General features: G+C 63.9%; 11 protein-coding genes and 1 tRNA gene. 10 read left to right on the top strand and 2 right to left on the bottom strand.

Going from position 1 to position 14,544, the window contains the following annotated elements; genetic code table 11:
* Positions 1-96 precede the first annotated feature (96 nt).
* The 4 genes from ftsH (at position 97) to QEP15_RS18815 (ending at position 5,164) form a co-directional block, all read left to right on the top strand.
* Positions 97-1,983: an ATP-dependent zinc metalloprotease FtsH gene (gene ftsH, locus QEP15_RS18830; protein WP_062841739.1), complete on the top strand. Its 1,887-nt coding sequence runs from the start codon at positions 97-99 to the stop codon at positions 1,981-1,983.
* Positions 1,984-2,001: 18 nt separating this feature from the next.
* Positions 2,002-2,847, top strand: coding sequence for a dihydropteroate synthase (folP, locus tag QEP15_RS18825; protein ID WP_152385280.1), 846 nt, complete (start codon positions 2,002-2,004; stop codon positions 2,845-2,847).
* Entirely contained in the window at positions 2,844-4,187 is a 1,344-nt protein-coding gene (gene glmM, locus QEP15_RS18820; protein WP_152385279.1) for a phosphoglucosamine mutase, read from the top strand. The genes folP and glmM overlap by 4 nt, the downstream gene beginning before the upstream one ends.
* 170 nt (positions 4,188-4,357) lie before the next feature.
* Positions 4,358-5,164, top strand: coding sequence for a GNAT family N-acetyltransferase (locus QEP15_RS18815; RefSeq protein WP_062841741.1), 807 nt, complete (start codon positions 4,358-4,360; stop codon positions 5,162-5,164).
* Between the two features lie 158 nt (positions 5,165-5,322).
* Here the strand turns inward: QEP15_RS18815 and ppx are convergent, their stop codons facing one another.
* Entirely contained in the window at positions 5,323-6,810 is a 1,488-nt protein-coding gene (ppx, locus tag QEP15_RS18810; RefSeq protein WP_062841742.1) for an exopolyphosphatase, read from the bottom strand.
* Positions 6,811-7,029: 219 nt separating this feature from the next.
* Here ppx and ppk1 point away from each other — a divergent pair, with 219 nt between their 5' ends.
* The 6 genes from ppk1 (at position 7,030) to QEP15_RS18780 (ending at position 13,402) form a co-directional block, all read left to right on the top strand.
* Positions 7,030-9,105, top strand: coding sequence for a polyphosphate kinase 1 (gene ppk1, locus QEP15_RS18805; protein WP_056326848.1), 2,076 nt, complete (start codon positions 7,030-7,032; stop codon positions 9,103-9,105).
* A gap of 298 nt (positions 9,106-9,403) precedes the next feature.
* Positions 9,404-10,444 (top strand): phosphate ABC transporter substrate-binding protein PstS, encoded by a 1,041-nt coding sequence (gene pstS, locus QEP15_RS18800; protein WP_180098130.1) that lies wholly within the window; start codon positions 9,404-9,406, stop codon positions 10,442-10,444.
* A 101-nt stretch (positions 10,445-10,545) separates the two neighbouring features.
* Positions 10,546-11,562, top strand: coding sequence for a phosphate ABC transporter permease subunit PstC (gene pstC / locus QEP15_RS18795; protein WP_280147855.1), 1,017 nt, complete (start codon positions 10,546-10,548; stop codon positions 11,560-11,562).
* A 24-nt stretch (positions 11,563-11,586) separates the two neighbouring features.
* Complete coding sequence (gene pstA, locus QEP15_RS18790; protein WP_081259763.1) at positions 11,587-12,441, top strand: phosphate ABC transporter permease PstA; 855 nt, start codon at positions 11,587-11,589, stop codon at positions 12,439-12,441.
* Between the two features lie 49 nt (positions 12,442-12,490).
* Positions 12,491-13,267 carry a phosphate ABC transporter ATP-binding protein PstB gene (gene pstB, locus QEP15_RS18785; RefSeq protein WP_056326853.1) on the top strand — a complete coding sequence of 259 codons (777 nt, stop codon included), beginning with the start codon at positions 12,491-12,493 and terminating at the stop codon, positions 13,265-13,267.
* A gap of 58 nt (positions 13,268-13,325) precedes the next feature.
* Positions 13,326-13,402: transfer RNA gene (locus QEP15_RS18780), tRNA-Pro, on the top strand.
* Between the two features lie 138 nt (positions 13,403-13,540).
* Here QEP15_RS18780 and QEP15_RS18775 read toward each other — a convergent pair.
* The gene (locus tag QEP15_RS18775; protein WP_056326855.1) at positions 13,541-14,521 is read right to left on the bottom strand and encodes a Bug family tripartite tricarboxylate transporter substrate binding protein; all 981 of its coding nucleotides are present in this window, start codon (positions 14,519-14,521) and stop codon (positions 13,541-13,543) included.
* Positions 14,522-14,544: the final 23 nt, after the last annotated feature.

Below are 14,544 nucleotides of genomic sequence, written 5' to 3'. Positions count from 1 at the left end.
CCGTCCTACAGGTTAGAATGGGCTATTGACATACTTGTGACTGTGCCATACGCGGGTGCACAGTCGCCGGTCGGAATCGAAAGCAGGAGATCGACCTTGAACAATTCATTTTCCAAAGTCGCTGTCTGGATGGTGATAGCCCTGGTGCTGTTCACCGTCTTCAAACAGTTCGACGGACGCGCTCAGACTCAGGACGGCGTGACCTACACGCAGTTCATGGACGACGCCAAGGCGGGACGCATCCGCAAGGTCGACGTTCAAGGCGACGTGCTGTACGTCACCCCGGACGCGGGCCGCGCCTATACGCTGACTTCGCCCGGTGATCTCTGGATGGTTTCCGACCTGCTGAAGTACGGCGTGCAGGTGTCCGGCAAGCCGCGTGAAGAGCAGTCGCTGCTGATGAGCATCTTCGTGTCGTGGTTCCCCATGCTGCTGCTGATCGGCGTCTGGGTGTTCTTCATGCGCCAGATGCAGGGCGGTGGCAGGGGCGGCGCGTTCAGCTTCGGCAAATCGCGCGCCAGGATGCTCGACGAGAACACCAACCAGATCACCTTCGCCGATGTCGCCGGCTGCGACGAAGCCAAGGAAGACGTCCAGGAACTGGTCGACTTCCTGCGCGACCCCAGCAAGTTCCAGAAGCTGGGCGGCCGCATTCCGCGCGGCGTGCTGATGGTGGGCTCGCCCGGTACCGGCAAGACGCTGCTGGCCAAGGCCATCGCCGGCGAAGCCAAGGTGCCGTTCTTCAGCATCTCCGGCTCGGACTTCGTTGAAATGTTCGTCGGCGTGGGCGCGGCCCGTGTCCGCGACATGTTCGAAAACGCCAAGAAGCACGCGCCTTGCATCATCTTCATCGACGAAATCGATGCGGTCGGCCGCCAGCGTGGCGCCGGTCTGGGTGGCGGCAACGACGAGCGCGAACAGACGCTGAACCAGATGCTGGTTGAAATGGACGGCTTCGAATCCGGCCAGGGCGTCATCGTGATCGCCGCGACCAACCGTCCCGACGTGCTGGATCCGGCGCTGCTGCGTCCGGGCCGTTTCGACCGCCAGGTTGTCGTGCCGCTGCCCGATATCCGTGGCCGCGAGCAGATCCTGAAGGTTCACATGCGCAAGGTTCCGCTGTCGCCCAACGTCGACGCGACCATCCTGGCGCGCGGCTGCCCGGGCTTCTCCGGCGCCGACCTGGCCAACCTGGTCAACGAAGCCGCGCTGTTCGCCGCCCGCCGCAATGGCCGCACGGTGGATATGTCCGACTTTGAAAAGGCCAAGGACAAGATCATCATGGGCGCCGAGCGCCGCTCCATCGTGATGCCCGAAGAGGAACGCAAGAACACCGCGTACCACGAGTCCGGCCACGCGATCGTCGCGCGCATGCTCCCCAAGACCGACCCCGTCCACAAGGTCACCATCATCCCGCGCGGCCGTGCGCTGGGCGTGACCATGCAGCTTCCGGAAACCGACCGCTACAGCATGGACAAGGGCCGCCTGCTGTCCACGATCGCCGTGCTGTTCGGTGGCCGTATCGCGGAAGAGATCTTCATGGACCAGATGACGACGGGCGCCTCGAACGACTTCGAACGCGCCACCGCCATCGCCCGAGACATCGTCACGCGCTACGGCATGACCGACGAACTGGGTCCCATGGTCTACGCCGAGAACGAAGGCGAAGTCTTCCTGGGCCGCAGCGTCACCAAGACCACGCACATGTCCGAAGCCACCATGCAGAAGGTGGACACCGAGATCCGCCGCATCATCGACGAGCAGTACGGCGTTGCGCGCAAGATCCTGGAAGACAACCGCGACAAGGTTGAAGTGATGACCGCCGCGCTGCTCGAATGGGAAACCATCGACGCCGACCAGATCAACGACATCATGGAGGGCCGCCCCCCGCGTCCCCCGAAGACGCCGCAAGGCCCGTCGGATACGTCCGATACGCCGCCGACCGGCCTGGCTGCAGGTGGTAACACGGCAGCTGCGGTCTGAGGTCCTTCGTTCTGGGTTATGGCAAATAACTTCCTTTGCGGGCGCTTCGAGTTTGATCTCGAGCGCCCGCTTGTCATGGGCATCGTCAATGTCACGCCGGACTCGTTTTCCGACGGCGGCCAGCACGACGATACCGATTCCGCGGTGGCGCATGCGCGCCGGCTGATCGACGAAGGCGCGCAGATCCTGGATCTGGGCGGCGAGTCCACGCGGCCCGGCGCAGACCCCGTGTCCGTGTCCGACGAACTGAACCGGCTGCTGCCGGTGGTCGAGGCGCTTCGCGACTGCGGCGTGCCGCTGTCCATCGACACCTTCAAGCCGGAAGTCATGCGCGCCACGCTGGACGCGGGTGCGGACATGATCAACGACATCTATGGTTTCAGGCAGCCGGGCGCGATCGAGGCCGTCTCGCAATCGCGCTGCGGCCTGTGCGTCATGCACATGAAAGGCGAGCCGCGCACCATGCAGGCGGCGCCGCCCGAGTACACCGACCTGATCGGTGAAATTGGCCTCTTCCTGGGGGCACGCGCGCAAAAGCTGCGCGCGGCCTGGATCGATCCTCGGCGCATCGTGCTGGACCCGGGTTTCGGGTTCGGCAAGACGGCCGACCAGAACTTTCAACTGCTGCGCCGGCTGTCCAGCCTGCGCAGCACCGGTTATCCATTGCTGATCGGCCTGTCGCGCAAGAACATGATCGGCCAGGCCACAGGCCGGCCGGTCGGCGACCGGCTGCCCGGCAGCATTGCCGCCGCGCTTGCCTGCGTCGCGCGTGGCGCCTCCATCGTGCGCGTGCACGATGTTGCGGCCACCGTGGATGCGCTTAAGGTATGGCAGGCGGCTGAACAAGGAGCTATCAGTTCATGATTCGACGCAAATATTTCGGTACCGATGGCGTACGCGGTGAAGTCGGCGGTCCGGTGATCAACGCCGAATTCGCGCTGCGGCTGGGCTACGCGGCCGGCCGCGTGCTGGCGCGCGCGCACGCGGTGCGCGGCGCGACGCGCCCGCAGGTCGTCATCGGCAAGGACACCCGGATTTCCGGCTACATGCTGGAATCCGCGCTGGAGGCGGGGCTGTCCGCCGCCGGCATCGACGTGCTGCTGGCCGGCCCGATCCCTACGCCCGCCGTCGCCTACCTGACCCGCGCCCTGCGCCTGGTCGCCGGCATCGTCATCAGCGCATCGCACAATCCCTACCAGGACAACGGCATCAAGTTCTTCTCGGCGCAGGGCATGAAGCTGCCCGACGACATCGAGGCCGAGATCGAGGCCGCGCTGGACGAGCCGCTGGGCTGCGTCAGCTCCGAAGGCCTGGGGCGCGCGCGCCGTATGGGCGATGCCCAGGGCCGCTACATCGAGTTCTGCAAGAGCACGTTTCCCAACGATCTGGACCTGAACGGCATGACCATCGTGGTCGACGCCGCGCACGGCGCCGCCTACAACATCGCCCCGCACGTCTTCCGTGAGCTGGGCGCCGAAGTCCACGCGATCGGCGTGAACCCGGACGGTTTCAACATCAACAAGGGCGTGGGCGCGCTGCACCCCGAGCTGCTGGCCAAGGAAGTCAAGGCGCGCGGCGCCCAGCTTGGCATTGCGCTGGACGGCGACGCCGACCGCCTGCAGATGGTCGACGGCGAGGGCCGCATCTACAACGGCGACGAGCTGATGTACGCCATCGTGCGCGAGCGCATGCAGCGCGGCAAGGTCGAAGGCGTCGTGGGCACGCTGATGACCAATTTCGGCTTCGAGCGCGAAATGAAGCGACTGGGCGTGGGCTTTGACCGCGCCAACGTCGGCGACCGCTACGTCCTGGAACAGATGCAGTCGCGCGGCTGGCTGTACGGCGGCGAAAGCTCCGGCCACCTGCTGTGCCTGGACTGCCACTCCACGGGCGATGGCATCGTGGCCGCGTTGCAGGTCCTGACGGCGCTGCGCCGCAATTCGGCTGCGCTGGGCGATTGGGTCAGCGATCTGCGGATGTATCCGCAGAAAATGATCAATGTGCCACTCACGCCCGGCATGGACTGGAAGACGCACCCCGGTCTGACGGCGGCGCGCCAGGCTGTCGAAGCCGAACTGGACGGCCGCGGCCGGATCCTGATCCGCGCTTCGGGGACGGAACCCAAGCTGCGTCTGATGGTCGAAGCCGAAGACGAGGCGCTGGCGACCAATTCCGCCGAGAAGCTTGCGCAAAGCTTGGGGTAAACCCGGAGTTTTCGTTTTAATATGTGGGCCACGCGTCGAAAATCGGCGCGTGGCCTTTGTTTATGTGCACTTTCTGTACCGGCCTAATCTTCATAGTCACGTAACATATTGGTCAAGTCATTGACATACAGGGCGTCCACACTGGCTGGACTCTCTAGGAGCTTCGCGCAATGCTGGAATTAGCACGCATCAACCCGAGCCGCAGTACCGCAGAACCCTGGACGGGCGCCGCCCCCAAAGTCCTGGCGGTCGGCCTGGCGCGTACCGCCGAAGAAATAGAGCAGATTCAACGCCTGCGCTATGACGTCTTCACGGAAGACATGGGCGCCGTCTTTCCAGATGCGCAAGACGGCATCGAACAAGACCGCTTCGATCCGTTCTGCGAACACCTGATGGTGCGCGAGCTCGACACGGACCGCGTCGTCGGCACCTATCGGATCCTGACCCCCGAAAAAGCCCTCGAAGCCGGCGGCTATTACTCGCAATCGGAGTTCGACCTGTCGGGTCTGGGCGCCATCCGCGACGAAGTCGTCGAGGTCGGCCGCTCGTGCACCCACGCGGATTACCGGGGCGGGGCGGTCATCATGCTGCTGTGGTCCGGCCTGGCCGAATACCTGCGCCGCGGCGGTTACGAATACGTGCTGGGTTGCGCCAGCGTCAGCCTGCGCGACGACGGCGTCACCGCCGCCGAAGTCTGGCGCACGGTTGCCAAGCAGATGCCCCAGGGCAACGAGCCGCGCGTCACGCCGCTGCACCGCTACCCGGTCGAAAAGCTCAACAGCACCCTGCCGGCCCGCGTGCCGCCGCTGATCAAGGGTTACCTGAAGCTGGGCGCCAAGGTTTGCGGCGAACCCGCCTGGGATCCGGATTTCAACGCCGCCGACTTTCCGGTCCTCTTGAAGATGGAGCGCATGGACGAGCGCTACCGCCGCCACTTCGGCCTGGATCAGCCGGCCGTCCTCAATACTCAGCGCTAGACGCCACTCCCATGCGCCGCCTGCTCCGCCGAATGACTATCAGACTGATACGGCGGGCCACCCGGCCGCTGCGCATGGAACTCAGGCGGCTCGATCGGGAAACCGATCTGTCGCCATTTTGAAGCGCCGGGGCGGCCAGGCCGCCCCGCGAGGCCGCTTCAGAACTCCAGCAGTTCGAACGAAAACCCGACCTTGTTCCACTCGGCTTCTTCCGCGCGCAGCGTGAAGTCGCTGAGCGGATGTTCGGCCAGCCATTCGCGGTTGACGCGCACCACGATGGAGTTGTCGCGGACCGAGGCGGTCAGCGGCAGGGGCTCGATCTCGCCGCGGCGGCGGAACAGCAGCACGGCCAGACGCAGGGCCAGAATGGCTTTCCACTGCGGGCGCGATCGCACCAGGGGTTCCAGCTTGACGAGCTTGCCCTGGTGACCCAGCGCCAGCAGGGCCAGCAGTTGCTGGTCCGCGCGCGAGAAACCGGGCATGTCCGCGTTTTCGAGCACGTAGGCGGTGTGCTTGTGATACGCGTTATGCGCGATCGACAGGCCCACTTCGTGCAGGTCTGCCGCCCAGCCGAGCGCGGGCCGCAGTTCGGCGCGCTCCTGGCCTTCCGGGAACATCGCATCGAACAGGGTGAGGGCGGCGTGGCGCACGCGGCGCGCCTGGTTCACATCGACGTGATAGCGCTTCATGAACTGGCGCACCGATTCATCGCGCTTGTCGTGTTCGTCGTCGCGGCCCAGCAGGTCGTACAGCACGCCCAGCCGCAGCGCGCCGTCGCCGGTGTGCATGACGTCGATGCCCAGTTCGTCGAACAACGCGCTCATGATGGCCAGGCCACCCGGGAGCACGTCGGCGCGCTCGATCTTGATGCCGGGCAGCTCGGACGGAATGACGCGGCCCGAGCGCACGAGGCGGTCTTTCAGCTTGTTCAAGCCGACGCGCGTGATGCCGCGGTTGGAATAGCCGCCTTCGGTCAGGATGGCAAAGAGCGCCTTGGCTGTGCCGGAAGAACCATACACTTCTTTCCAGCCCGTCTTGCGATACTGCTTGGCGATGACTTCGATTTCGCGGCGCGCGGCCAGTTCGGCCTGTTTCATCTGGTGGGCGTCCACCACGCCGTCCGAGAAGAACTGGCGGCTGTAACTGACGCACCCCATGTAAAGCGAGGACATCAGACCGGGTTCGAGCCCCTTGCCGATGATGACTTCGGTGGAACCGCCGCCGATGTCGATGACCAGGCGCTTGTTGGGGGAGGGGGGCAGGGTGTTGACCACGCCCGTGAAGATCAGGCGGGCCTCTTCGCGGCCGGCGATGACTTCAATCGGAAAACCCAGCGCGGCTTCGGCCCGGGGCAGGAAGTCCCGCGTGTTGCGGGCGACGCGAAAAGTGTTGGTGGCAACCGCGCGCACCCGATTGGGGTGAAAGCTGCGAAGCCGTTCGCCAAAGCGTTCCAGCACGGCGATGGCGCGGTCGATGGCGTCGTCGCTAAGCCGTTTATCGGCATCCAGGCCGGCGGCCAGCCGGACGGTTTCCTTGAGGCGGTCGATCTGGTAAATCTGGGGCGTACCGTCCTGCTGAACGATGCGTCCGATGGAGAGGCGAAAGCTGTTGGACCCGAGGTCCACCGCGGCCAGAAGTTGATCCATGCGGCTCGTGATATTGGCTGTGAGGTGGACCGATTATAGAGACCCCATGTGACAACGCCTTCGGCTTCGGGTTTTTGCTTATGGAACAGGCGCTTGCAAGCGTCAGGCCGATGCGCCATACGTCCCGTATTTGACGTACCCTTAGCGAATGGGCGCTGTCATAGAACCGTCACTCTTTTGCAGTAAAACTTCACGCTCTCTTTTCGTATGGAATCCGGTATGCCCACACGTCCGCCAGGCGAGCCTCTGCTCATGAATCGCGAATTGTCGCTGCTCAAGTTCAATGAACGGGTGCTGGCGATGGCGGAGAACCCCAAGACGCCGCTGCTCGAGCGGCTGCGCTACGTGTGCATCGTCAGTTCCAACCTGGACGAGTTCTTCGAGATCCGGATTTCCAGTCTGAAAGAGCAGCAGCGCCAGTCGCCCAACCTGGTCGGACCGGACGGCATGACGCCGGACGAGGCTTTCGACTGCGTGCAGCAGGCCGTGCATGAACTGGTGGGCCGCCAGTACAACCTGCTCAACGACGACATCCTGCCGGCGATGCACGCCGAGGGCATCGCGCTGCATCACGCTTCCGAATGGAACGCCGCGCAGCAGGAATGGGCGCGCGACGTGTTCCATCGCGACGTGATGCCGCTCTTGACGCCCATCGGGCTGGATCCCGCGCATCCGTTTCCGCGCGTCTACAACAAGAGCCTGAATTTCATCGTGTCGCTGGCGGGCGCCGATGCCTTCGGCCGTCAGGCATCGATCGCCATCGTCCAGGCGCCCCGGGCCCTGCCGCGTCTGATCAAGATGCCCCAGGAACTGTCGGGGCAGCCCGAAGGCTACATCCTGCTGACGTCGCTGCTGCGCGCCTTCGTGGGCGAGCTGTTTCCGGGCCTGGAAATGCTGGGCTGCTATCAGTGGCGCGTCACCCGCAACAGCGATCTCTTCGTGGACGAGGAAGAAGTCACCAACCTGCGCCATGCGCTGCAAGGCGAGCTGTCGCAGCGCAACTTCGGGGCGGCCGTCCGGCTGGAGATCGACAAGCTGACGCCAGTTGAACTCGAAACGTTCCTGCAGCGCGAGTTCTCGCTCAAGGCGGACGACACCTATCGTGTGCCGGGGCCGGTGAACCTGTCGCGCCTCATGCAGCTGTGCAATTCCGCGGCGCGCCCGGACCTGCTGTTTCCCGACTATCGCGCCCCGGTGCCCGCGCCCTTTGACCGGGTCGGCGACAAGCCGGCTGATCTCTTCGAAGCGGTGGCCGAGTGCGACCGCCTGCTGCACCACCCCTACCAGTCGTTCCAGCCCGTCATCGATTTCCTGACCGCGGCCGCGCTGGATCCCGACGTGATGGCCATCAAGCAGACCATCTACCGTACCGGCGAGGACTCCGAGCTGATGAAGATCCTGCTGGCGGCCGCGCGCGCCGGCAAGGAAGTGACGGTGGTCGTGGAGCTGATGGCGCGATTCGACGAACAGACCAACATCAACTGGGCCTCCAAGCTCGAAGAGGTGGGGGCGCATGTCGTCTACGGCGTGGTGGCGCACAAGACGCACGCCAAGATGGCGGTCGTGCTGCGCCGGGAAAAAGGGCGTCTGCGCCGCTACGCCCACCTGGGCACCGGCAACTACCATCCCCGCACGGCGCGGCTGTACACCGATTTCGGACTGCTGACCGCCGATCCCAAGCTGTGCGAGGACATGGACAAGGTCTTCGCCCAGTTGACCGGCCTGGGCGCGCGGCGGGCATTGAAGTCGCTGATGCAGTCGCCGTTCACCCTGCACGAGGGCATGGTGTCGCTGATCCGCGCCGAGGCGCGCGCCGCCAAGGCGGGCAAGCGGTCGCGCATCATGGCCAAGATGAATTCGCTGCTCGAAGAGCAGATCATCGCCGAGCTCTACAAGGCCAGCCAGGCGGGCGTGAAGATCGACCTGATCGTGCGCGGCGTATGCGCCCTGCGCGCCGGGGTGCCGGGCTTGTCGGAGAACATCCGTGTGCGTTCCATCGTGGGCCGCTTCCTGGAGCACTCCCGCGTCTTCTATTTCTATGCCGAGGGCGAAGAGACGGTGTACCTGTCGTCGGCCGACTGGATGGACCGCAATTTCTTCCGGCGCGTGGAAATCGCTTTCCCGATCTATGACAAGACGCTCAAGAAGCGCGTCATCGACGAAGCATTCACCTACGCCCTGCGCGACAACCAGCTCGCCTGGCAGCAGCAACCCAGCGGCGACTACGCGCGCGTCAAAAGCCGCCGCGAGCCCTTCAACCTGCACCAGTTCCTGATGCAGAAGCTGGGCGTGTAGCACCGGCACGGCGGCAAACCGTCCCTGATATTTCACCAGGTGACGAGCGCCGCTCCCTGCCAGTCCCCGAGCTTGAGCATGGCCCCGTCCAGCCCATTTCCCCAGTGGAAATGGGCTTTTTTCATTCGGGGACGGGCTTGCCAATGCAGCCGAACGGATCTGGCTCTGCCGGTCGGCCACTGGGGATCATGACTGTCATGGTCTTGTCACGTTGGGCTCCTAAGATGCGAGGGTCGCTGAAAGACAGGCAGCTAAAAAGCCTGCCAAGACTCCTTTAACGAGCACAGAAGGAACCCAGATGTTCAAACGTGTCTTCAAGCAAGTTTCCGTGGGCGTCGCGCTGAGCGCCGCCGTTTTCGCAGTCCAGGCCGCCAACGTGACCGGCGCCGGCGCATCGTTCCCGTACCCGATCTACGCCAAGTGGGCGTCCGACTACAAGGCTGCGACCAACAACGCGGTCAACTACCAGTCCATCGGTTCGGGCGGCGGCCAGCAGCAGATCATTGCAAAGACCGTCGACTTCGGCGCCTCGGATGACCCGATGAAGGCTGCCGACCTGGAAAAGCACGGCCTGCTGCAATTCCCCGCCGTGATCGGCGGCACCGTGGCCGTCGTGAACGTCGACGGCATCGAGCCGGGCAAGCTGAAGCTGTCGGGCAAGGTCCTGGCCGACATCTTCCTGGGCAAGGTCAAGAAGTGGGACGACGCCGCCATCAAGGCGCTGAACCCCGACCTGAAGCTGCCGTCGGCCGACATCATCGTCGTGCACCGTTCGGACGGCTCGGGCACCACCTTCGGCTGGACGAACTACCTGTCCAAGGTGTCGCCGGAGTGGAAGTCGCAAGTCGGTGAAGGCAAGGCCGTCAAGTGGCCCACCGGCCAGGGCGGCAAGGGCAACGAAGGCGTCGCCGCCTACGTCGGCCAGCTGAAGAACTCGATCGGCTACGTCGAATACGCCTACGCCAAGCAGAACAAGCTGGCCTGGACGCAACTGCAGAACAAGGACGGCAAGTTCGTCCAGCCCGAGCAAAAGGCGTTCGCCGCCGCGGCCGCCAACGCAGACTGGAAGAGCGCGCCGGGCATGGGCGTGGTCCTGACCGACGAGCCGGGCGCCGATTCGTGGCCCGTCACCGCCGCTACCTTCATCCTGATCCACAAGTCGCAAGACAAGCCGGCTCAGGGCAAGGCGGTGCTGGAATTCTTCGACTGGGCCTTCAAGAACGGCGCCAAGTCGGCTGAAGCCATGGACTACGTGCCGCTGCCGGAAGCCGTGACCAAGGAAATCCGCGCCGCCTGGGGCGAAGTGAAGTCCGCCGACGGCCAGGCTGTCTGGAAGTAAATCAGTAACGCGCGGCCCCGACGCCACCTGGCGGGCGGGGCCGCCGCCTGTAATTCGACCTACCTGCTGTTCCCCCCAGGTTTCCTAAGGAAAGTCCATCCATGAGCGCGGTAATGGATAATAGTGTGCCGCTTCCGCCCAGCGTGGCGGATTCCGTGACTACCGGCACGCCTTCGCCTATGAAGCAAACAAAAAACGCGCTGATGGATGCGCTGTTCAAGAATCTGACCCGCCTGTTCGCCTTCCTGGTGTTCATTCTGCTGGCGGCAATTCTCATCTCCCTCATCTACGGCAGCCGCGAATCGCTGGCCAAATACGGCCTGTCGTTCCTGTGGCTCAATGACTGGGATCCGGTCAATTCCAATTACGGTGCGGTCGTGCCGATCATCGGCACGTTGCTGACATCCGCGATCGCGCTGATCATCGCCGTGCCGGTGTCCTTCGGCATCGCCATCTTCCTGACCGAACTGTCGCCGACCTGGCTGCGCCGCCCGCTGGGCACCGCCATCGAAATGCTGGCGGCCATCCCGTCCATCATCTACGGCATGTGGGGCCTGTTCGTCTTCGTGCCCGTGTTCCAGCAGTACGTGCAGCCATTCCTGATCGCAACCTTGGGCAGTCTTCCCGTCATCGGCGGACTGTTCGCGGGTCCGCCGTTCGGCATTGGCATCTTCACCGCCGGCCTGATCCTCTCGATCATGATCATCCCGTTCATCGCCGCCGTGATGCGCGACGTGTTCGAACTGGTCCCCGCGATGCTCAAGGAATCGGCTTACGGCCTGGGCAGCACGACCTGGGAAGTGATGTGGCGCGTGGTCCTGCCCTTCACCAAGTCGGGTGTCATCGGCGGCATCATGCTCGGCCTGGGCCGCGCGCTCGGCGAAACCATGGCCGTGACCTTCGTCATCGGCAATGCGTTCAAGTGGTCCGGCTCGCTGTTTTCGCCCGGCAACTCCATCGCCTCGGCGCTCGCCAACGAATTCAACGAGGCGGGCGGCATCCAGAAGGCGGCGTTGCTGGAACTGGGCCTGATCCTGTTCCTCATCACGACCATCGTGCTGGCCCTGGCCAAGGCGCTGCTGGTCCGCCTGTCCGCCAGCGAAGGCAAGAAGACCTGACGCCCGGAAGCACAAGGAAAAACCATGGCTGAATCCGTACTCAACATGCAGAACGGCATCTATCGCCGGCGCCGCGTGGTCAATCGCATCATGCTCGCCGTGTCGATGACGACATTGCTGTTCGGCCTGTTCTGGCTGTTTTGGATCATTCTGACGCTGTTGATGAAGGGCGCGCCCGCGCTGTCGTACACGCTCTTCACCGAAATCACGCCGCCGCCGGGTCAGGCGGGCGGTCTGCTCAATGCCATTCTCGGCAGCGTGATGATGGCGGGCGTCGGCACGCTGATCGGCACGCCGGTGGGCATTCTGGCCGGCACCTATCTGGCGGAATACGGCCAGCGTGGCTGGCTGGCGCCCGCCACGCGATTCCTGAACGACGTGCTGCTGTCGGCGCCGTCCATCATCATCGGTCTGTTCATCTACGCTGTGTACGTGGCGCAGGTGGGGCATTACTCCGGTTGGGCCGGCGCGGTTGCGCTGTCCATCCTGGTGATTCCCGTCGTGGTCCGCACCACCGACAACATGTTGCTGCTGGTGCCCAACAGCCTGCGTGAAGCGACCGCCGCGCTGGGTTGCCCGAAGTGGCGCATGATCACCATGGTGTGCTATCGCGCCGCCAAGTCCGGCATCATCACCGGCGTGCTGCTCGCCATCGCCCGCATCTCCGGCGAAACCGCGCCGCTGCTGTTCACCGCGCTGTCGAACCAGTTCATGTCGCTGAACATGAATGGGCCGATGGCCAACCTGCCGGTCGTCATCTACCAATACGCCGCCAGCCCCTTCAAAGACTGGAACAACCTGGCCTGGGCCGGCGCGACGCTGATCACGCTGCTGGTGTTGGGCATCAACATCATCGCCCGCAACTTGTTCCGCAAGTAAAGATCGCTATTTCGGCGCGCTGGCCGCGCCGACAGCCAAGGGAAATGCAATGGAAAACACCGCTACCGCAGTCAAGAACAAGCTCGAGGTCAAGGACCTGAACTTCTACTACGGCAAGTTCCACGCGATTCGCAACGTGAACATGTCGATCCAGGAGAAGAAGGTCACCGCCTTCATCGGCCCGTCGGGCTGCGGCAAATCGACCCTGCTGCGCACCTTTAACCGCATGTTCGAGCTCTACCCCGGCCAGCGCGCCGAGGGCGAAATCCTCCTGGATGGCGAAAACCTGCTGACGGCCAAGACCGACATCTCGCTGATCCGCGCCAAGGTCGGCATGGTCTTCCAGAAGCCTACGCCGTTCCCCATGAGCATCTATGACAACATCGCCTTCGGCGTGCGCTTGTTCGAACGCCTGTCCAAGGGCGAGATGGACGAGCGCGTGGAATGGGCGCTGAGCAAGGCCGCGCTGTGGAACGAAGTGAAGGACAAGCTGCACCAAAGCGGCAACAGCCTGTCCGGCGGCCAGCAGCAGCGCCTGTGCATCGCCCGCGGCGTCGCGATCAAGCCCGAAGTCCTGCTGCTCGACGAGCCATGCTCGGCGCTGGATCCCATTTCCACCGCCAAGATCGAAGAGCTGATCGCCGAACTGAAGAACGACTACACCGTCGTGATCGTGACGCACAACATGCAACAGGCCGCGCGGTGTTCGGACTACACGGCGTATATGTACCTGGGTGAACTGATGGAATTCGGTCAGACCGACCAGATTTTTGTTAAGCCCTCGCGCAAGGAAACCGAGGACTACATCACGGGCCGCTTCGGCTGACCGCAGGGTCGGGCGCAGCGGACGCCAGACACCAGTTTCTGGTATAGTCTCCACCCTTCGGGGCGTAGCGCAGCCTGGTAGCGCATCTGCTTTGGGAGCAGAGGGTCGTGAGTTCGAATCCCACCGCCCCGACCAATATTCATGCGGGTCTCCGGATTTCCGCAGTGCAAGAAAAGACGATTGGTGGCCCATCCTGTGGACCACCAATCGGTAGGACGAAAAAATGGCCCCAAGCTCACAAAGCTTGGGGCCATTTTGTTGTGTCCCTTCCTCCTACTGCCGCGGGATCTTCGCGTCTTCGATCAGCTTTTGCCATTGCGCATCGCTGCTCGCCACGAACTGCCCAAACGCCGTGGGCGAGGTGGGCGGGCTGACCTTTACGCCCAATTCCTTGAACCGTGCCTGGATCTCCGGCTTGGCCATGACGCGGCTGAACGCGGCGTTCAATGTCTGGACGATGGGTTCCGGCGTATTCGACGGTGCAAAAATTCCGGTCCAGAAGTAATAGTCCATCCCGTTGAGTTCCGGTGTTTCACCCGCCGACGCCAAGTCCGGGTTGCCGATATCGCGGTCGCGGCTCATGACGCCCACGCCCGTCACACGCCCGCTTTTGATCAGTTCAAGCAGGGCGGGCAACCCGGACACCGCGATATCCACATTCCCGCCGATGACATCGGTCGCGATCTTCGAGGCGCTTGCATAGGGAATAAAGGTGATGTCCGTACCGGTGGTGAGCTTGAAGCTCTCCATGGCGATGGCCGGCAGCGAGCCGACGCCCGTGGCGCCGTAGGTCAGCTTGCCCGGGTTGGCCTTGGCGCGCGCAATCAGGTCGCCGAACGATTTCACGCCCAGGTTCGGATTCGCCACCACGCCGACGCCGCTTGTGCCCAGCGGCGCGACGGCGGCCAGGTCGCGGTAGGTGTATTTGGCCGACGACTGAAGAATGGGTGCGATCACGACGTCGGACACGATGCCCATCAGTACCGTGTACCCGTCGGGCTTGGCGTTGACGGCGCGCGTGACGCCGATGATGCCGCCGGCTCCCGCGACGTTCTCGATGACGACGGTCTGGCCCAGCTCGCGGCCCAGTTCGGGGGCGATGATGCGAGCGAACGTGTCCACCGAGCCTGCCGGCGCGTAGCCCACGATGAGCTTGATGGGATGGGCGGGGTAGGCCTGCGCATGCGCCGCGCTCGTTCCTCCCAACACAAGGGCTCCCAGCAGCGCCGCGCTGGAAAGGGTTCGGATGTTCATGGTTGTCTCCCGTTGTTGTCGTT

The sequence above is a fragment of the Achromobacter mucicolens genome, assembly GCF_029866465.1.
Taxonomy (GTDB): Bacteria; Pseudomonadota; Gammaproteobacteria; order Burkholderiales; family Burkholderiaceae_B; genus Achromobacter; species Achromobacter mucicolens.
This window is presented reverse-complemented; position numbering and strand designations above follow the sequence as displayed.

Coding starts and splice junctions, on each gene's coding strand:
- pstB (WP_056326853.1), top strand. CDS start 12,491: ATGGAAAACACCGCTACCGCAGTCAAGAACAAGCTCGAGGTCAAGGAC.
- QEP15_RS18775 (WP_056326855.1), bottom strand. CDS start 14,521: ATGAACATCCGAACCCTTTCCAGCGCGGCGCTGCTGGGAGCCCTTGTG.
- pstS (WP_180098130.1), top strand. CDS start 9,404: ATGTTCAAACGTGTCTTCAAGCAAGTTTCCGTGGGCGTCGCGCTGAGC.
- folP (WP_152385280.1), top strand. CDS start 2,002: ATGGCAAATAACTTCCTTTGCGGGCGCTTCGAGTTTGATCTCGAGCGC.
- pstC (WP_280147855.1), top strand. CDS start 10,546: ATGAGCGCGGTAATGGATAATAGTGTGCCGCTTCCGCCCAGCGTGGCG.
- pstA (WP_081259763.1), top strand. CDS start 11,587: ATGGCTGAATCCGTACTCAACATGCAGAACGGCATCTATCGCCGGCGC.
- ppx (WP_062841742.1), bottom strand. CDS start 6,810: ATGGATCAACTTCTGGCCGCGGTGGACCTCGGGTCCAACAGCTTTCGC.
- glmM (WP_152385279.1), top strand. CDS start 2,844: ATGATTCGACGCAAATATTTCGGTACCGATGGCGTACGCGGTGAAGTC.
- ppk1 (WP_056326848.1), top strand. CDS start 7,030: ATGCCCACACGTCCGCCAGGCGAGCCTCTGCTCATGAATCGCGAATTG.
- QEP15_RS18815 (WP_062841741.1), top strand. CDS start 4,358: ATGCTGGAATTAGCACGCATCAACCCGAGCCGCAGTACCGCAGAACCC.